This is a genomic window from Streptomyces sp. NBC_00057, from assembly GCF_045041165.1.
Classification (GTDB): Bacteria; Actinomycetota; Actinomycetes; order Streptomycetales; family Streptomycetaceae; genus Streptomyces.
The window spans coordinates 6,429,273-6,446,970 of record NZ_CP108256.1 but is presented as its reverse complement, the minus strand read 5'-3'; the positions used below and the strand labels follow the sequence as shown (position 1 = coordinate 6,446,970).

Genomic DNA, 17,698 nt, shown 5'->3' with positions numbered 1-17,698 from the left:
GCAACATGCGCAACGCTCGTTGCGTGGTGTGCGGTGGGCGCGGCAAGATGAGCGCATGACCTCCTCTGTGCTGGACCTTGCCCCCGTCGTCCCCGTTGTCGTCCTGGAGGACGCCGCCGACGCGGTGCCGCTCGCCCGGGCCCTGGTCGCGGGCGGGCTCCCGGCCATCGAGGTGACGCTGCGCACCGCCGCGGCGGTGGATGCGATCAGGGCCATCGCGGCCGAGGTGCCGGACGCGGTGGTCGGGGCCGGCACGGTGATCTCCGTACGGAACGTCTCCGACACCGTCGCCGCGGGGGCCCGGTTCCTGGTCAGCCCCGGCTGGACGGACACGCTGCTGGACGCGATGAAGGCGACGGGGGTGCCGTTCCTGCCGGGCGTCTCGACGACGTCCGAGGTGGTCGCGCTGCTGGAGCGCGGGGTCACCGAGATGAAGTTCTTCCCGGCAGAGGCGGCGGGCGGCACAGCGTATCTGAAGGCGCTCTCCTCGCCGCTGCCGCAGGCCCGGTTCTGCCCCACGGGCGGCATCTCGCTCGCCTCCGCGCCGTCCTATCTGGCGCTGCCCAACGTCGGCTGCGTGGGCGGCAGTTGGATGGTCCCGGCGGACACGGTGGCGGCGAAGGACTGGGCGCGGGTGGAGCGGCTGGCGAGCGAGGCGGCGGCGCTGCGCGACTGATTTCCTCCTGTCCGCGTCTTCCCGGAACCGGCGCTCCGCCCCGGACCCCGGTGGGTGCCGACCGGGGTGCGGACTACCCCCGCCACCCGAGGAAGCGGCAGCTTTCGCGCCGCCGGGAGTCGCTCCACTGCCCCTCCCCGGGGCGCCGCACGCCCACGCGGACTTCCCGTCCCCTACCGCAGGTGCGATGTGTCGTTCAGGAGCCTGAGTGACACGTTCCCGTCCGAGTAGTAGGCCACCGCGGACACCGAGGCCGCCGAGAGTTCCATACGGAACATGGCTTCCGGCGGGGCGCCCAGCGCCAGCCTGACCAGGGTCTTGATCGGCGTCACATGGGTGACCAGGAGGACCGTGCGGCCCGCGTAGCGGGCGGTGAGGCGGTCACGGGTGGCCGCGACGCGGCGGGCGACCTCGGCGAAGCTCTCGCCGCCCCCGGTGGGGGCCGCCTTCGCGGAGGCGAGCCAGGCGTCCAGGTCGGGGCCGTACCGCTCACGCACCTCGGCGAACGTCAGACCCTCCCAGGCGCCGAAGTCCGTCTCACGCAGGCCGTCCTCGATCCGGACCTCGAGGCCGAGCCGGGCCGCCACCGCGGCCGCTGTTTCACGGCAGCGGCGCAGCGGGGAGCTGACGATCTCCTCGATCGTGCCGCGGGCGGCCAGCGACCGGGCGATGCGTTCGGCCTGGTGGCGGCCGGTCGCCGAGAGTTCGGGATCGCTGCCGCCGCTGCCCGAGAACCGCTTCTCGGGGGTGAGGGCCGTCTCGCCGTGCCGGAGCAGTACGAAGGTGGTGGGCGCCCCGAGATCGGGCGCCGCGGCCCAGCCCACCTGGGGGGCGGTGGAGGATGCCGTAGGCGTGGGGGCGACTGCCGATGCCGCGCCTGTCGCCGCTCCCGGCCGGGAGGACAGGGCCGCGCGGGCCCTGGCCGCGCCCGCTGCCGCGTCACCGGGCGGGCCGGAGACGGGCGGCAGCTCGGCGGTCGTCGAGGGCCGGGGGGTGTCGAGTGCGGCCGTCGACGACGACGGCTCCCACTGCTTGCCGCGCTTGCCCGCGTCCATCGCCTCGTTGGCGAGCCGGTCCGCGTGCTTGTTCTTCTCGCGCGGGATCCACTCGTACGTCACGGCGGAGGCCGGCAGAATCCTGGCGGCCTCCGCCGCGAGCGGCTTCATGTCGGGGTGCTTGATCTTCCAACGGCCCGACATCTGTTCCACGACCAGCTTGGAGTCCATCCGGACCCGCACCTGGAGCGCACCGTCCGCCGAGGCGTCCGGCACCAGCGCCTTCGCCGCCTTCAGACCCGCGATGAGGCCCTTGTACTCGGCGACGTTGTTCGTCGCGACGCCGATGTACTCGGCGGCCTCGGCAAGGGTCTCCCCCGTCACCGGGTCGATGACGACCGCACCGTAACCGGCGGGCCCGGGGTTGCCCCGGGAACCGCCGTCGGCCTCGACGACGAACTGGCGCGGCTGGGTCATTACAGGCCCGACTCCGACGTACGGACCAGGATGCGGCGGCAGTTCTCGCAGCGCAGGACGGTGTCCGGCGAGGCCGCCTTCACATCGTTGACCTCGGTGATGTTCAGTTCGAGACGGCAACCCTCGCAGCGGCGCTGGTAGAGGCGGGCGGCGCCGACCCCGCCCTGCTGGACGCGGAGCTTGTCGTACAGCTTCAGCAGGTCCGCGGGGACGGACCCGGCGACGAGCTCGCGCTCCTTGGTGACGGTCGCGGTCTCCTCGTCGAGCTCCTCGGTCGCGGCGTCACGGCGGGCGGTCGCGTCGTCGACCTTGGCCTGGACGGCAAAGACCCGGTCGGACAGCTCGGTGACGCGCTCCTGGGCGGACTCGCGGCGCTCCATCACTTCGAGGACGACGTCCTCCAGGTCGCCCTGGCGCTTGGCCAGCGAGGTGATCTCGCGCTGGAGGCTCTCCAGGTCCTTGGGCGAGGTGACCGCACCCGAGTCGAGGCGCTGCTGGTCGCGGGCGGCGCGCTGGCGCACCTGGTCGACGTCCTGCTCCGCCTTGGTCTGCTCGCGGGCGGTGTCGCTCTCCTCGGTCTGCGAGGCGACCAGCAGGTCACGCAGTTGCGCGAGGTCGCTGGTGAGTGACTCGATCTCGGCGTGCTCGGGCAGCGACTTGCGCCGGTGCACGATCTGCGACAGGCGTACGTCGAGGGCCTGGACGTCGAGGAGTCGGATCTGGTCGGCGGGCGCGGCGTTCAGTTGGGGGCTCCAGAAGAGTGGTGGGTGGTGGTGGTCCAGGGGTCGGTGACCTGCTTCGAGACATGGACCCGCAGGTCCCATCCGTGGCGGTCGGAAATCGCATCGAGCTGCGCTGCGGCCTGTTCGCACCAGGGCCACTCGGTGGCCCAGTGCGCGGCGTCGATCAGGCCGAGCGGGGAGTGCTGGATGGCTTCGGAGGCCGGGTGGTGGCGCAGGTCGGCGGTGAGGAAGGCGTCGACGCCGGCGGCCCGCACCGCGTCGAAGAGGCTGTCGCCGGAGCCGCCGCTGACCGCGACGGTGCGGACCGTCGCCGACGGGTCGCCCGCGAGCCGGATGCCCTGCGCGGTGGCGGGCAGCCGGGCAGCGGCGCGGGCGGCGAAGTCGGCCAGGCTCTCGGGGTGGTCGAGCACACAGATCCGGCCGAGGCCGCGACGGCCCTTGGGGTCGGCCGGATCCGGCACGAGGGGCCCCTCGACGCGCAGGTCGAGCGCACCGGCGAGGGCGTCGGAGACGCCCGGGTCGGCGGTGTCGGCGTTGGTGTGGGCGACGTGCAGCGCGATGTCGTGCTTGATGAGGGTGTGCACGACCCGGCCCTTGAAGGTGTCGGCCGCGACCGTCGTCGTACCCCGCAGATAGAGCGGGTGGTGGGTGACGATCAGCTGGGCGCCGAGCCTGAGCGCCTCGTCGACGATCTCCTGGACGGGGTCGACGGCGAAGAGCACCCGGTCGACCTGCGAGGCCGGGTCTCCGCACACGGTGCCGACCGCGTCCCAGCCTTCGGCCCGCTCGGGTGGCCAGAGAGCGTCGAGCTCGGCGAGGACTTCAGACAGACGGGGCACAAGGAAAAGGCTACCTGCCCTCCGTGCCCCGTCGCCCATGGCTTCGGCCACCCGTACGGACGAGCCGACAGCCTGCCAAGGAATCGTTACTTCACGAGGTCGGCGCGGAGGTCGTCGAGAACCAGGTTCGCGGCCGTGACACCGAGACCGAGGTACCAGGTCTCGTCGGAGACGTCCTTGGCCTGACCGTCCTTGACCGCCTCGAGGTTCTTCCACAGCGGGTTGGACTGGGTGGTGTCGCGCTCGGTGGCCTTCACGTCGCCGTAGACGCCGGTGAAGATCCAGTCGGCGTCGGCCTCGTCGATCTTCTCCGGGCTGATCTCCACGGCGAGGTCGTTGATCTGCTGGTTCTCGGGCCGCGGCAGACCGACGTCGTCGAGGATGGTGCCGATGAAGGACGCCTTGGCGTAGAGGCGGATCCGGTCCGGCAGGTAGCGGACCATGGAGATGGTCGGCTTGTCCGGGCCGATGTCCTCGCCGAGCTTCTTCGCCTTCGCCTCGTAGGCACCGAGCTCGCTCTTCGCCTTGGCCGTCTTGTCCAGCGCCGCGGCGTTGAGGAGGTAGTTCTCCTTCCAGGTGAAGCCCGGGCGGATGGAGAACACGGTCGGCGCGATCCTGGAGAGCGCGTCGTACTTGTCGGCGGCACGCAGCTGGCTGCCGAGGATCAGGTCGGGCTTCAGACCGGCGATCGCCTCGAGGTTGAGGTTGTTGATCGTGCCCACGTTCTTCGGGTTGCCCGCGTCCTTCTTCAGGTACGAGGGGATGGCCGCGTCCCCCTCGGAGGGGGCGTAACCGACCGGCTTCACGCCCAGCGAGACGACGTTGTCGAACTCGCCGACGTCCAGCACGACGACGCGCTTGGGGGCGGACTTGATCTCGGTCTTGCCCATGGCGTGGGTGAGGGTCCGGGGGAACTGGCCGGCCTTGGCGTCCGTCCCGTACTCCGCCGTCTTCTTCGCCGCGTCGGCGAAGTCCTTGCCACCCGTAGCGACGGCGGCCTTCTTGTCACCACCACCCTCGGACTTGGCGGAATCGCCCGAGCCTCCATCGCCGCTTCCGCAGGCCGAGAGGGTGAGGGCGGCAGCCACTGCCAGGCCGACTGCGGCAGTACCGCGGCGACGAAGGGACATCACTTGCTCCAGTCGAGGGTCACACAGGAATCACTTAGGGCTGCCTTACCTTACTCACCCGCCTCACCTCCGAGCACAGGCACCCCCTCACCCTCAGTCAAATCCGGGCAGCACCACCCTTATGTGTGAAGTGGCGGGTCTCGTGTTGTTCGGCAGGAAGTGCGAAAACTAGCTTCGGTTGCCGGAGGTGACCAGTCCATGACTGCCTGTGCCATCGAGAACGAGACCGCCAGGGCGGCCGAGACCGCCGGGGATGCGGTCCTGGAGGACGACGAGCCGGACGCACCCGGGGAGCCGGCCGGGTTCGGCGTGCCCGGCGAGGACGGAGCGGACGGCGGGCCCGAGCAGGCCGGTGCGCCGGGTGAATCGGGCGTGCCCGTCGGAGCAGCCCTCGCCCCGCCCCCGCTCACGATCGCCGCGGACGGTTCGTACGCGGCCCGGCTCGCCCTTCGCAACGTCGCCGCGGAGGCGTCCGACGAGGCCGGGCAGGCGTGGTTCGTGGAGCGCTGGACACTCGACGGGCACGAGCCGTACGCCGTGCCGCTCCCCCTCGATCAGCCGGAGGAGCCGGACTCCCAGGTGCTGCCGCTGGCCGACGGACGGGTGCTGATCCGGCGACGGGTCGCGGACCGGCATGCGCTCTCGCTGCTCTATCCGACCGGCCCCGGCACCGGTGAACTGCCGCTCGGCGCCGTCGGATGCGCGGATCTGACCCTGCTGCCGCCGTCACCGGACGGTGCGAGCGCGTACGCTCTGTCGGTCGATGCGCACTCCACCGCCGTCTGGCTGGTGGCGGGCGGCACCTTCGGGCCCGAGCTGGTCGCGGAGGTGCCGGGGCGCTGCTCCGGCGGGGTCTGGCTGGACCGGGCGGGGCGGATGCTGGCCCTGGACCGGGAGATGCCGGGCGGCGGGCCGGTAAAGGCGGTCGCCGTGGACCTGGAGCGGGGCGGCGAGGTGACACCGCTGCTGCAGATCGCACCGGAGAGCAACGACCGGCTGCTGCTCGCCGACGCGGACAGCGGGCTGCTGCTGATCCGCTCGGACGCGCCGGGGCACGACCGGCTCGGGTGGGGGGTGCTGGGCAGCTGTCTGCCGGTGCGTTTCCCGGAGTGTCTGCACCCGGCGGATGTGGCCGTGACACCGTTCGCCGTACAGCCGGGGCAGATGCTGACGCCGGAGAGCTGCGCGGTGGCCCTGCGGATCGACGGGGCGGCCGGCAGCTGGCTCGGGGTGTGGCGCCCGGCGGGGCGCCGACTGCATCAACTCGCCGCCCCCGAGGGGTGGCAGGCCGGTCGCGGGGTGTGGACCCGGGACGGCGTACTCAGACTTCCGTACGCCGACGAGAACGTGGCGTGCGGGGTGGCACTGCTGGAAGCACCGGTGGACGAGGAACGCGGCACGGGACCGGCAGCGGAGGCGGGCGCGGAAAGCGGTATGCAACCGTCCGCTGCCGCTGCGCCTCTTCCGATGTGCAAGCCGATTCCACTGGGGCAGGCGCCTCTCATGGGGCGCATGGTGCCTGGTTAAGATCCTGGGCCTGGGCCACGCAGCCGTGTGCGTCGGTCGCCGATGGTGACCGTGCCGTGTCGCGGTGCGTGACCGGCCCTGGTGACACACACGTAAGCGATCACAACGGGGTGACTTCCCACATGTCTGAAGCCCGAACCGACACGACCCAGACGCGTCCGCCGGGGGCGGACGCGGAACGGGCCGAAGCCGGCGGCTCCGGAAAGCACCGAGGCGGTGTGTCGATGGACGACACGTCAGCACAGCCGCACGGCCGCCACCGCCGCCCCTCCGAGGGGAACAGCAGGGCGGCCTGACCGCGCGGAACATCAACGAGGGACGGGTGGGCCCCGGCAGCCGATCGGCTGCCGGGGCCCACCCGTTTCCGTTGCGGTCAGCCCCGTTTGAGACCGAGCACCTCCGCCGCGGCGAAGGTCTCGCCCGTCGGGCGGTCCTCGTAGTACGGGGAGATCAGCTCGTCCAGCTCGTCGAAGGAGAACGCCTCCTTCGACGAGTCGAATTTCGCCGCCACCCTGGGGCGTTCGACGATCGCGACCATCCCGCCGTGCACGACGAGCAGTTGCCCGTTGACCTTGGCGGCCGCCGGGGAGGCCAGATAGCCGACCAGCGGAGAGACATGCTCGGGGGCGAGCGCGTCGAGCCGGCCGTCCGTCGGTTCCTGGAAGCCCGCGAAGACGTCCTCGGTCATCCGGGTGCGGGCCCGCGGGCAGATGGCATTGGCGGTGACGCCGTACTTGGCCAGGGCCAGGGCCGTGGAGGTGGTGAGGCCGACGATGCCGCCCTTGGCCGCCGCGTAGTTCGGCTGGCCCGCCGAACCGGCCAGGAACGCCTCCGACGAGGTGTTGACGATCCGGCCGTAGACCGGGCCGCCGGACTCCTTGGAGCGGGCGCGCCAGTGGGATGCGGCGAAGTGTGTGGTGTTGAAATGGCCCTTGAGGTGGACCCTGATGACGGAGTCCCACTCGTCCTCGGTCATCGAAAAGACCATCCGGTCGCGCAGGATGCCCGCGTTGTTGACCAGGATGTCGAGCTTTCCGTATGTGTCGACGGCCAGCTCCACCAGCGCGCGGGCCTGCTCGTGGTCGGAGACGTCGCCGAGGTGCGCGAGCGCCCGGCCGCCCGCCGCCCGGATCTCCTCGGCGACCTCCTCGGCGGGGGCCGCGGACGCCTCGCCGGAGCCGTCGCGGCCCGGCTGCCCGTAGTCGTTGACGACGACGGACGCGCCGAGCCGCGCCAGTTCCAGTGCTTCGGCGCGTCCGAGGCCGCGGCCCGCGCCCGTGACGATCGCGGACATGCCTTCCAGGGGAAGTGACATCGGAATCTCGGAGTCCTCTCAGGTGGGAGCAGGGTGGGAACAGGGTGAGGGTGAGGGTCAGAGTTCGATGCAGGTGCGCAGCGACTCGCCGGTCCTCATCTGGTCGAGGGCGTCGTTGATGCCGTCGAGCCGCACCCGGTGGGTGATCATCGATTCGAGGTCGATCCGGCCGGCCCGCCAGAGCGCGATGGCCCGTTCGTACGACCGGAGCACATCGCCTCCGCCGTACATGGAGGGCAGGATCCGCTTCTCGTCGAAGAACAGCTCGAACATGTTGACCTGAAAGTTGTCGTCCATCGCGCCCGCGCCGACGATGCAGAGGGTGCCGCCGCGCCGGGTGTTCTCGTATGCGGTGCGGGCGGTGGCCGACTTGCCGACGACTTCGAAGACGTAGTCGAAGCCCTCGCCCGCGGTGATCCGCTGCTTGGCGTCGGCGAGTTCGTCCGGGGACACCGCCTCGGTCGCGCCGAACCGCAGTGCCGCCTCGCGCCGCGATGCGACCGGGTCCACGGCCACGATCTGGGCGGCGCCCTGCACCCTGGCGCCCTGGATCGTGGAGATGCCGACCCCGCCGCAGCCGATGACGGCGACCGAAGAACCGGCCTCCACCTGTGCGGTGTTGACGGCCGCGCCCAGCCCGGTGGTCACTCCGCAGCCGATCAGCGCGGCGATCTCGAACGGTACGTCGTCGGGGATCGGCACCGCGCAGCCCGCGTCGACGACGACCTCCTCGGTGAAGGTGCCGGTGCCCGCGAAGCCGAAGACATCTCCCCCGGGGCGCTTGAAGTTGGGCGTTCCCGCGTTCATGAAGCCGGCCAGGCAGAGCTGGGTCTGGCCGCGTTTGCAGGACGGACACGCCCCGCATGCGGGCAGCCAGCAGACCAGCACCCGGTCCCCCGCGTTCAGCCCGGTGACGCCGTCGCCGATGTCGACGACCTCGCCCGCGCCCTCGTGACCCGGGATGAAGGGGGCGGGCTGCGGCAGCACGCCACTCATCGCGGAAACATCGGAGTGGCACAGTCCGGTGGCCCGGATGCGGAGCCTGACCTTGCCGGGGCCGAAGCCCACCGCCTCGACGTCGTCGAGGACTTCCAGTTTGTCCTGACCGATCTCGTGCAGTACGGCTGCGCGCATGGTGCGGCTCCCCTCATGGGCCTGTGGACCTCTTGGAGTTGGTTCAGGAGTGTTCAACGAAGGTGTCGCCGAGTACCGGGGCGTCGTCCCGCTCGACGGCTCGCACCTCGACCCGGACGTGGTCCTTGCCGGTCCACATCTGGATACGGAGGGTCTCGCCGGGGAAGACGACGCCGACGAAACGGGTGCGGTAGGAGCGGATACGGGTCACATCGCCGCCGAGCACCGTGTCGGTGACGGCCTTGAGCGTCATGCCGTAGGTGCACAGCCCGTGCAGGATCGGCCGGTCGAAGCCGGCGAGCCGGGCGAACTCGGGGTCGGCGTGGAGCGGGTTCCAGTCCCCGGAGAGGCGGTACAGCAGCGCCTGGTCCGGGCGGATCGGCCGCTCCACCACGTGGTCGGGGGCGACGGCGGGGTAGGCGACCCGCTCGGAGGGGCCGCGTTCGCCGCCGAAGCCGCCCTCGCCCCGGACGAAGATCTGAGCGTCGTTGGTCCACAGCGGGCCCTCGTCGTCGGCGGCCTCGGTGCGCAGCACCAGTACGGCCGCCTTGCCCTTGTCGTACACGGCGGCAACCTTCGAGGTCTGTACGGCGCTGCCCTTCACGGGGATCGGCCGGTGCACCCGCACGCTCTGCCCGCCGTGCAGGACGGCGGCCAGGTCGACGTCGATGCCGGGCGAGGAGAGCCCGCCGACGACGCCCATGCCCGCTCCCGCGACGGTGGCGAAGGAGGGCAGCACCTGGAGCCGGGACTCCAGGGTGTAGCGCAGCTCGCCGGGGTCGGTGGCGGGGTCGGCCCGGTCGGGATCGGCTCCCGCGCCGATACCCAGGTGGTAGAGCTGGACGTCCTTGTGGTCCCAGCTGATCCGGGTGGAACGGGGTTCGGCGGCGACAGCCTTTTCGGCATCAATGGGCATGGCGAAGCTGCTCCTTGATGGTGGGAAGACCTCGGCGCGGCCGTCCGCACCGTCGGCCGCACCGAGGTCGTGCGGGACCGGCCGCAACGCCGTTCTAGAACGCGTTCTAGCCGATGAACCCCATGTATAACGCAGCGTCCAGCAGTTGTGAAGAGTGTTACTGACGTAGCGTCAGACATGACTCCTCCGGATGGTTCGGCACCATGACATATGTCACCGCAAAGTCCGTACACACGCCTCTGCCGGGGCCTCGGGCACCCTCCGTAGCGTCGTGGTCATGAAGCAGACAACGGGGAGTTCGGCCGCGGTGGTCCTCACCGCGGCGGTCAAGACCTTCGGCCGGGCGGGGCGGAGCGTACGGGCCGTGGACGGGATCGATCTGTCCATCGGCCGCGGCGAGACAGTCGCCCTGCTCGGCCGCAACGGGGCGGGCAAGTCCACCACCATCGGCCTTCTGCTGGGCCTGAACGAGCACCGGTCCGCGCTGACCGCCGCCGGAATCGAACCGGTGCTCCGCCGCTCGGGACCGCCGCTCGCCCCGCAGACGGAGGCACTGCTCGGCTGGGTGGTGCGGGAGGCCGTCACCAATGTCATACGCCACTCCAACGCCACCACCTGCTCGTTCGTCGTCGACGGCATATCCGAACGGGTCCGGCTCACGGTCACGGACGACGGCTGCGGACCGGACTCGGACGCACCGGCCACGCCCGGTATCGGCGGCACCGGACTGACCGGCCTCACCGAGCGCCTCGCCACGGCGGGCGGCTCGCTCCGGGCGGGCCCGGAGCCGGAGGGCGGCTTCGTGCTCACCGCGGAACTCCCGGCGTACAGGCCGGACGAGGCCGCTTCCGGCGATGCCGCGGACCCGTCTCTCCGACGAGGATGGTGAACCGGACCTGGAACACCGTGCGGCGCAGTCCGTTCGTGTGCTTCTCCCCAAGAAGACACGCCTTTTCACCTCATGACATGTCACCGTATGCGCGTGATCACACTCCATCGGTTAGTGGTATCCGCTGCCGCTGCATCCCTCCTCCTGTGCGGGCCCGCCGCGCCCGCACAGGCGGCGCCCCACTGGAACAAGAACATCAAGTGCAAGCAGACCGACCCGGACGGCAGGGTCATCCCCACACGCCTCGGCAATCATGTGCTCGGCTGGAGTCACTTCTCCGGCAAGCACAACATCAGAAAGTGCAAGGTCGTCAACGCCGCCATCGCCGGCAAGGTCGACAAGAAGTCGGGGGGCCGCCTTGAGTACTGGGGAAACGCCCTCCATGGCCGCAGCGTGCTGAAGATCGTCGTAGTCGTCCAGTACTCACGCAAGACATCCGACACCAAGTACGACGCCGGGGCCGGGCAGAAGATCGGCGTCATCACTGCCTACTGCAAGGGCATGAACAAGTGCCCCGACTGGCTCAACAAGTGACATCCATGCATGAAGAGATCGCGGAGCAGCAGGCAGACATCACCCGTCTGCTGCTCCACCACATCCACGCGCCCTTCACTGACACCGTTTACCTTCGGGGCATCCTCCCCGCACCGCCGCCCGCCGAAGCTATCCGCATCGCCATCGGCGCCAAGGACGACCGCAGTCCGGACCAGTTGATCGCCTATGAGATCCCCCTGCGCCAGGGCGGCGACCTGCTCACCCCCTACGACATCATCGGCATCCTGCGCACCCTGCTCACCGGCACCCACCTCTACTCCAGCGACAGCATCAGCAAACTGATGGACATGACCCTCGTCCGTGTGGACCCGGCGGTCGTGGAGCCGGCCGGGGAGACGCTGGACGACAGGGCCCTGACGATCCTCCGAACCATCGTCTCCCCCTACACCGAAGAACAGCCGGACCCGCGCCTGCGCGGATTCCTCTTCCTGGGCCGGGACCGGCTGCGTCTGTACCTCGATACCGCGGACGTATCCGGTGTGATCGCCGCGGACGTACGGCCGTCCGGTGCCGTCACCGCCCTGCTCGCGGCTCTGCCGTCCTTGATCACGGAGGAGGAGCGGATGGCCGTGGACGGCAGTGATCCGCACTGCTCCTGCGTGGTGGACCTCATGTACTGGTGAGAGAAGTTCGAAGAGCAGCTGGTACGGATCAAGCGGGCGGCCGCCGGAAGCAGCGCGTCTCCGTTGCACCCGCCCGACACCGCGCTCAGCCCAAGACGGAGCAGCTGACCAGGCGTAGGGCGGCGGCAGGATGAGTCGCCGTCCGGTGGCCCGGCTGCTGAGACGCGGCGGACGCTCGCGAGGGTGCCCGATCTGAGACGCTGGCCGTATGACTGACATGCCCGGCGGGCGGCCCTCGAAGTGTGTACGTGTCCTGATCGCCGAGGACCAGGGCATGATGCGGGGTGCGCTCGCCCTGCTGCTCGGCCTGGAACCGGACATCGAGGTCGTGGCGCAGGTGGGCGCCGGGGACGAGATCGTGGATGCCGCGCTGCTGTCCCGCCCGGATGTGGCGCTCCTGGACATCGAACTCCCGGGCCGCAGCGGTCTGGACGCCGCCGCCGATCTGCGCGAGGAGGTGCCGGACTGCCGGGTGCTGATCCTCACCACGTTCGGCCGCCCCGGCTATCTGCGCCGGGCGATGGAGGCCGGGGCGGCGGGGTTCCTGGTCAAGGACGGCCCGGTCGAGGAGCTCGCCGCCGCGATCCGCCGGGTGCTGAGCGGTGAGACGGTCATCGACCCGGCGCTGGCCGCCGCCGCGCTCGGCGCCGGACCGAGCCCGCTGACCGCGCGGGAGCGGGACGCGCTGAAGGCCTCGGTGCACGGGGCGACGGTCGCCGACATCGCGGCAAAGCTGCATCTGTCCGAGTCGACGGTGCGGAACTATCTGTCGTCCGCGATCGGCAAGACGGGGACGCGCAACCGGATGGAGGCGGTCCGGGCGGCGCGGCAGCAGGGCTGGCTGTAGGCGGGACTTCGCGGGCCTCTAGGGTCTGTCCTGGTGCTGAGCGGACCGGTGGCGCGGCAGCCAGAGCGCCATCAGCAGCAGTCCGCCCAGCAGTACCGTGCCGGCGGTCCGGAACGCCAGCGCGTACCCGGCCGTGAGCTCCTCGGGCCCGGTGCCGCCCGCCGTGCGTGCGGCGGCGACGGTGGAGAGCACGGCGAGACCGAGCGCACCGCCCATCGTGCGGGAGGTGTTGACGAGGCCGGACACCAGACCGGCCTCGCCGTGGGCCGCCCCCGTGATGGCGAGGGAGGCGAGCGGGGTGGATGCCAGGCCCGCACCTGCCATCATCAGGACGCCGGGCAGACAGACCGAGGTGAGGTACGAGCCATCGGCACCCATCGTGGACTGCCAGCCGAAACCCGCAGCGGCGACGGTCGTACCGATGAGCGCCAGGTTCTTCGCGCCGACCCCGGCCATGACGCGAGGCGCGCACTTCGAGCCGAGGACGACGGCCAACGACGTGGGCATCAGGGCAAGTCCGGCCTTCAACGGGGTGTAACCCAGCACCGTCTGGGCGTACACGGTCATGAAGTACCACATCGAGAATCCCGCGGAACCGATCACGAACATCGCCGCGTTCGCCGAGGTCACCGCCCGCGCCCTGAGCACCCTGAGCGGCATCAGCGGCTCCGCGGTCCTGGCCTCCACCACCACGAAGGCGATCAGTAGCGCCACCCCACCGAGCAGCGGCACCAGGGTCGCCGCCGCGGTCCAGCCCGACTCCTCAGTCTGCACGATGCCGTACGCGACGAAGGCGAGGCCCGCCGTGACGAGGACCGCGCCCAGGAAGTCGATCCGCCGCCGGTCGCCCACCCGGCCCTCGGCGAGCCAGACCGCCGCGCCGGCCAGGACGAGCACGCCGACCGGCACATTGATCAGCAGGACCCAGCGCCAGGACAGCAGATCGGTCAGCACTCCGCCGATCAGCCCGCCGGCCGCTCCGCCGCCCGCGCCGACGGCCATCCAGGTGCCGATCGCCTTCGTCCTGGCCGGGCCCTCGGGAACGGCGGTGGTGAGCAGGGTGAGGGTGGCGGGGGCGAGCACGGCGGCACCGAGCCCCTGCGCGGCGCGGGCGGCCAGCAACTGCCAGCCCTCCTGGGCGAGCCCGCCGGCCAGGGAGGCCGCGGTGAACAGGCCGAGGCCTATGAGGAACATCCGCTTGCGGCCGTAGATATCGGCGGCGCGCCCGCCGAGCAGCATGAATCCGGCAAACGCGATCGAGTAGGCGTTGAGCACCCATTGCAGTCCGGCGGCAGTCATCCCGAGGTCGGAACGCATGGACGGCAGGGCGACATTGACGACGGATACATCGAGCACGACGAGGAACTGTCCGACACAGGCGGCGAGCACCGCCGCCCAGGTGCGGGTCCTGTGCCGTTGTTGCAGGGGTGCGGGCGTCGTGACGTCAACCATGGCCGTCATACTCGCAGCCGCACTGCGCCCCGTACATCGGTATTCGGGCCGACCCGGGCTCGGTCCAGCGGCGTAGCACGACGCGCGCTGGTCTCCCCGCTAACGCCGCAGCAACGTCACCACCGCCGCTCCGCCGAGCCCGATGTTTTGGGCCAGGCCGACCCGTGCGTCCTTCACCTGCCTGCCCTGCGCCTCTCCCCTGAGCTGCCAGGTGAGTTCGGCGGCCTGGGCGATTCCGGTGGCGCCGAGCGGGTGCCCCTTGGAGATCAGCCCGCCGGACGGGTTGACCACCCACCGGCCGCCGTACGTGGTGGCCCCGGACTCGACGAGTTTCCCGGACTCGCCCTCGCCGCACAGCCCGAGCGCCTCGTAGGTGAGGAGTTCGTTGATGGAGAAGCAGTCGTGCAGCTCGATGACATCGAGGTCGGCGGCCGAGAGCCCGGAGGCCTCGTACACCTGCTGGGCGGCGGCCCGCGACATCGACTGTCCGACGGCGTCGATGCAGGTCCCGGAGGCGAAGGAGTCGCGGGTGTCGGTGGTCATCGCCTGGGCGACGATCTCGACCGCCCGGTCGCCCAGGCCGTGGCTCTCGACGAAGCGTTCCGATACGACGACGGCGGCGGCCGACCCGTCGGAGGTGGGCGAGCACTGGAGTTTGGTCAGCGGGCGGTGGATGGTCTTCGCGGCGAGGATCTCCTCGACCGTGTACGGGTCCTGGAACTGGGCGTACGGGTTGTTCACCGAGTGCCGGTGGTTCTTGGCGCCGACCGCGGCAAGTTGTGCCTCGGTCGTCCCGTACCGCTCCATGTGCTCGCGGGCCGCGTTGCCGAATATCTGTGCGGTGGGCGGGCTCATCTCGAAGCCGTGGGCGGCAGCCATGATCCCGTAGTGCCGGGCGACGGGTGATGTCTTGAAGTCGGCAGCACCGCCGTCGTTGCCTGTGCCGCCGAGCGCGCCGCGCGCCATCTTCTCGAAGCCGAGCGCGAGGACGCAGTCGCTGCCGCCGCCCTCGACGAACTGCCGGGCCATCATCAGCGCGGTGGAGCCGGTGGCGCAGTTGTTGTTGACGTTGTAGACGGGCACTCCGGTCAGCCCGAGTTCGTACACGGCGCGCTGACCGGCGGTGGATGCCTGGAAGCAGTAGCCGACGGCGACCTGCTGTACCTGCTCGTACGCGATGGAGGCATCGGTGAGCGCCGCCGTGCCGGCCTCCTTCGCCATGTCCCAGTACTGCCAGTCGCGTGTCTCGGGCTTCTCGAACTTCGTCATTCCGACACCGACGATGTACGTCTTCATGAGCAAGTCCCTTCAATCGCGCGGGAGGCCGAGGATGCGCTCGGCGACGACATTGAGCTGAACCTGGGTGGTACCGCCCGCGATGGTCAGACAGCGGGACATCAGGAAGCCGTGCACGGCCCGCTCCCCCGCCCCTTCGCCGACCGCGCCGGCCGGGCCGAGGAGTTCGAGAGCCAGCTCGGCGACCTTCTGCTGGTGGCTGGTCTGGACGAGCTTGCGGACGGAGGCTCCCGCGCCGGGTTCGAGACCTGAAACCTGTTGCAGGGTGGTCCGCAGTCCGATGCAGGCGAGTGCGTGGGCCTCGGCTGCGAGCGCTCCGATACGGGCCCGGTACGTACCGTCGAGTTCGCCGGAGCGGGCGATCAGCGCCTCCAGGCCGGTGTCGAAGGTCATCTGGTCGGCCATGTGGACGCGTTCGTTGCCCAGGGTGTTGCGGGCGACCCGCCAGCCGTCGTTGATCTCGCCGACGACGGCGTCGGCCGGCAGCAGAACGTCGTCGAAGTACACCTCGTTGAAGAGGGCGTCGCCGGTGATCTCCTTCAGCGGGCGGATGTCGATGCCCTCGGTGTTCTTCATGTCGACGAGGAAGTAGCCGATCCCCTGGTGCTTGGGGGCGTCCGGGTCGGTCCTGGCCAGCAGGATTCCGTGGTCGGCCCATTGGGCGGCGCTCGTCCAGACCTTCTGTCCGTTGATCCGCCATCCCTCGGCCGTCCGCTCGGCCCTCGTCCGGAGCGAGGCGAGGTCGGAGCCCGCGCCGGGTTCGGAGAACAGCTGGCACCAGAGAAGTTCGCCGCGCAGGGTGGGCAGCAGATAGCGGTCCTGCTGCTGTGCCGTCCCGTGGGCGATCAGCGAGGGGACCACCCAGGTGGCGATCCCGAGGTCGCTCAGCCTCACCCCTTGTTCCTTCAGCTCCTGCTGTATGGCGAGTTGTTGGACGGGGCCTGCGCCCAGCCCGTAGGGGGCGGGGAGATACGGGGCGGCGTAGCCGGTCGGCGCGAGGGCGCGGCGGGCGGCCTTCGGGTCGAGGCCGCGGGCGGCGGCGACGGCCTCGCGCGCACGGGCGCGGTGGGCTGCTGCCTCGGCGGGGAGTTCGAGGGCGAGTTCGCGGCGCGCCCCGCCCTCGGCCAGCCGGACGGCCCGCAGCCGGTGGGCGTCGCCGGCCCCCAGCAGCTGCCGGGCCACCAGGGCCCGGCGCAGATACAGATGGGCGTCGTGCTCCCAGGTGAAGCCGATGCCGCCGAGGATCTGGATGCAGTCCTTGGCGCAGTCGTACGCGGCGTCGAGGGCGTCCGACGCGGCGAGGGCGGCGACCATGGACCGTACGTCCGGGTCCACCTCCTCGTCGGCGGCGCGGGCCGCGTCCCACACCAGGGCGCGGGCCCGTTCGACCCGTACGAGCATGTCGGCGCAGAGGTGCTTGATGCCCTGGAACTGCCCGATGGGGCGGCCGAACTGTTCGCGGACCTTGGCGTATTCGGCGGCGGTGTGCAGCGCCCTGGCCGCGGTTCCGCACGCTTCGGCGGAGAAGAGGACGGCGGCGAGGTCGCGGACGTGCGCGGTGTCGGTCCGTACGACACGTTCCGCGGGAACAAGAGCGCCCTCGGCGTGGATCTCGGCCGTGGGGCGGGTCGGGTCGGCGCTGCGGTGCGGGCGGGCGGTCAGTCCTTCGGTGGCGGCGTCGACGGCGAACCAGAGGGTGCCGGCGGCCGATTCGGCGGGGAGCAGGAGCAGGTCGGCATCGGCGCCGGAGAGGACGGGCGGGGCCGCACCGTCGAGCAGATGGCCGTCCTCGTGCTCCACGGCGGTGAGGGTGCCCGGGCCGAGGGCGACGGCGCCGATGCGCGTGCCGTCCGCGAGGTCCTGTACCAACGCGCCCGCCCCCGAAGCGTGCAGTACGGCGGAGGCGAGGGCGCTCGCGAGATACGGGCCGGGGAGCGCGGCCCGGCCCGCCTCTTCCAGGACCACGGCCAGGTCGAGGAGTTGGCCTCCCCCGCCCCCGTACTCCTCGGGCAGATGGATGGAGAGCAGGCCCTGTTCCGCGAGCCCGTCCCAGTGCCCGGGGCGCACACCGGGGGTACCGGGGGCGTCCGCGTCGAGGAGTTCACGTATCTCCTCCGGCGGTACGGCGCGCGCCAGCCACCCCCGTGCGGCCTGCGCCAACTCCCTCTGTTCTTCGGTGATTCCGATGCCCATGCGGATCCTCGCCGGTCGCAGCCACTGGAACGGCGCAAGAGTAGAACACGTTCCAATCCGATGGAAGGTCAGCGAAGAGGGTGATCTCGAT

At 70.9% G+C, this 17,698-nt stretch carries 16 protein-coding genes and 2 pseudogenes; 8 read left to right on the top strand and 10 right to left on the bottom strand.

Annotation, left to right across the window (positions count from 1 at the left end; translation table 11 throughout):
- The first annotated feature begins 55 nt into the window (after positions 1-55).
- The gene (gene eda / locus OG953_RS30335) at positions 56-676 is read left to right on the top strand and encodes a bifunctional 4-hydroxy-2-oxoglutarate aldolase/2-dehydro-3-deoxy-phosphogluconate aldolase (RefSeq protein ID WP_405688299.1); all 621 of its coding nucleotides are present in this window, start codon (positions 56-58) and stop codon (positions 674-676) included.
- Positions 677-849: 173 nt separating this feature from the next.
- Here eda and OG953_RS30330 read toward each other — a convergent pair whose 3' ends face one another.
- From OG953_RS30330 to OG953_RS30315, 4 genes are all read right to left on the bottom strand, one after another.
- Complete coding sequence (locus tag OG953_RS30330) at positions 850-2,148, bottom strand: bifunctional RNase H/acid phosphatase (RefSeq protein WP_405688298.1); 1,299 nt, start codon at positions 2,146-2,148, stop codon at positions 850-852.
- Entirely contained in the window at positions 2,148-2,891 is a 744-nt protein-coding gene (locus OG953_RS30325; RefSeq protein ID WP_405692142.1) for a zinc ribbon domain-containing protein, read from the bottom strand. Before OG953_RS30325 ends, OG953_RS30330 begins: the two co-directional genes overlap by 1 nt.
- A complete protein-coding gene (locus tag OG953_RS30320) occupies positions 2,888-3,730 on the bottom strand; it encodes a Nif3-like dinuclear metal center hexameric protein (protein ID WP_405688296.1) in 843 nt (280 codons plus the stop codon). The genes OG953_RS30325 and OG953_RS30320 overlap by 4 nt, the downstream gene beginning before the upstream one ends.
- Before the next feature lie 86 nt (positions 3,731-3,816).
- Positions 3,817-4,860: an ABC transporter substrate-binding protein gene (locus tag OG953_RS30315; protein WP_405688294.1), complete on the bottom strand. Its 1,044-nt coding sequence runs from the start codon at positions 4,858-4,860 to the stop codon at positions 3,817-3,819.
- Between the two features lie 198 nt (positions 4,861-5,058).
- On the opposite strand from OG953_RS30315, the gene OG953_RS30310 reads away from it, so the two are divergent.
- On the top strand, positions 5,059-6,387 hold the full coding sequence (locus OG953_RS30310; protein WP_405688292.1) for a hypothetical protein: 1,329 nt from the start codon (positions 5,059-5,061) through the stop codon (positions 6,385-6,387).
- A gap of 122 nt (positions 6,388-6,509) precedes the next feature.
- Complete coding sequence (locus OG953_RS30305; RefSeq protein ID WP_405688291.1) at positions 6,510-6,683, top strand: hypothetical protein; 174 nt, start codon at positions 6,510-6,512, stop codon at positions 6,681-6,683.
- 77 nt (positions 6,684-6,760) lie between these two features.
- Here OG953_RS30305 and OG953_RS30300 read toward each other — a convergent pair whose 3' ends face one another.
- Genes OG953_RS30300 through OG953_RS30290 form a run of 3 tightly spaced genes read right to left on the bottom strand, consistent with a single transcriptional unit; the run spans position 6,761 to position 9,752 of the window.
- Positions 6,761-7,702 carry a 3-oxoacyl-ACP reductase gene (locus tag OG953_RS30300; protein ID WP_405688289.1) on the bottom strand — a complete coding sequence of 314 codons (942 nt, stop codon included), beginning with the start codon at positions 7,700-7,702 and terminating at the stop codon, positions 6,761-6,763.
- A gap of 57 nt (positions 7,703-7,759) precedes the next feature.
- Positions 7,760-8,836, bottom strand: coding sequence for a Zn-dependent alcohol dehydrogenase (locus OG953_RS30295; protein ID WP_405688287.1), 1,077 nt, complete (start codon positions 8,834-8,836; stop codon positions 7,760-7,762).
- A gap of 43 nt (positions 8,837-8,879) precedes the next feature.
- The gene (locus OG953_RS30290) at positions 8,880-9,752 is read right to left on the bottom strand and encodes a MaoC/PaaZ C-terminal domain-containing protein (protein ID WP_405688284.1); all 873 of its coding nucleotides are present in this window, start codon (positions 9,750-9,752) and stop codon (positions 8,880-8,882) included.
- Positions 9,753-9,942: 190 nt separating this feature from the next.
- Here OG953_RS30290 and OG953_RS30285 point away from each other — a divergent pair.
- From OG953_RS30285 to OG953_RS30265, 5 genes and pseudogenes are all read left to right on the top strand, one after another.
- Positions 9,943-10,176: pseudogene (locus OG953_RS30285) on the top strand (hypothetical protein); the annotation flags it as partial.
- A gap of 39 nt (positions 10,177-10,215) precedes the next feature.
- A pseudogene (locus OG953_RS30280) lies at positions 10,216-10,641 on the top strand (sensor histidine kinase); the annotation flags it as partial.
- A gap of 93 nt (positions 10,642-10,734) precedes the next feature.
- Positions 10,735-11,175, top strand: coding sequence for a hypothetical protein (locus tag OG953_RS30275; protein WP_405688283.1), 441 nt, complete (start codon positions 10,735-10,737; stop codon positions 11,173-11,175).
- A 5-nt stretch (positions 11,176-11,180) separates the two neighbouring features.
- A complete protein-coding gene (locus tag OG953_RS30270; RefSeq protein WP_405688281.1) occupies positions 11,181-11,819 on the top strand; it encodes a hypothetical protein in 639 nt (212 codons plus the stop codon).
- 208 nt (positions 11,820-12,027) lie between these two features.
- Complete coding sequence (locus tag OG953_RS30265; RefSeq protein WP_405688279.1) at positions 12,028-12,666, top strand: response regulator; 639 nt, start codon at positions 12,028-12,030, stop codon at positions 12,664-12,666.
- 18 nt (positions 12,667-12,684) lie between these two features.
- Here the strand turns inward: OG953_RS30265 and OG953_RS30260 are convergent, their stop codons facing one another.
- The 3 genes from OG953_RS30260 to OG953_RS30250 form a co-directional block, all read right to left on the bottom strand.
- A complete protein-coding gene (locus OG953_RS30260) occupies positions 12,685-14,127 on the bottom strand; it encodes an MFS transporter (protein ID WP_405688277.1) in 1,443 nt (480 codons plus the stop codon).
- Between the two features lie 90 nt (positions 14,128-14,217).
- Positions 14,218-15,414, bottom strand: coding sequence for a lipid-transfer protein (locus OG953_RS30255; RefSeq protein WP_405688275.1), 1,197 nt, complete (start codon positions 15,412-15,414; stop codon positions 14,218-14,220).
- A gap of 12 nt (positions 15,415-15,426) precedes the next feature.
- On the bottom strand, positions 15,427-17,607 hold the full coding sequence (locus tag OG953_RS30250; protein WP_405688274.1) for an acyl-CoA dehydrogenase: 2,181 nt from the start codon (positions 17,605-17,607) through the stop codon (positions 15,427-15,429).
- Between the last annotated feature and the right edge of the window lie 91 nt (positions 17,608-17,698).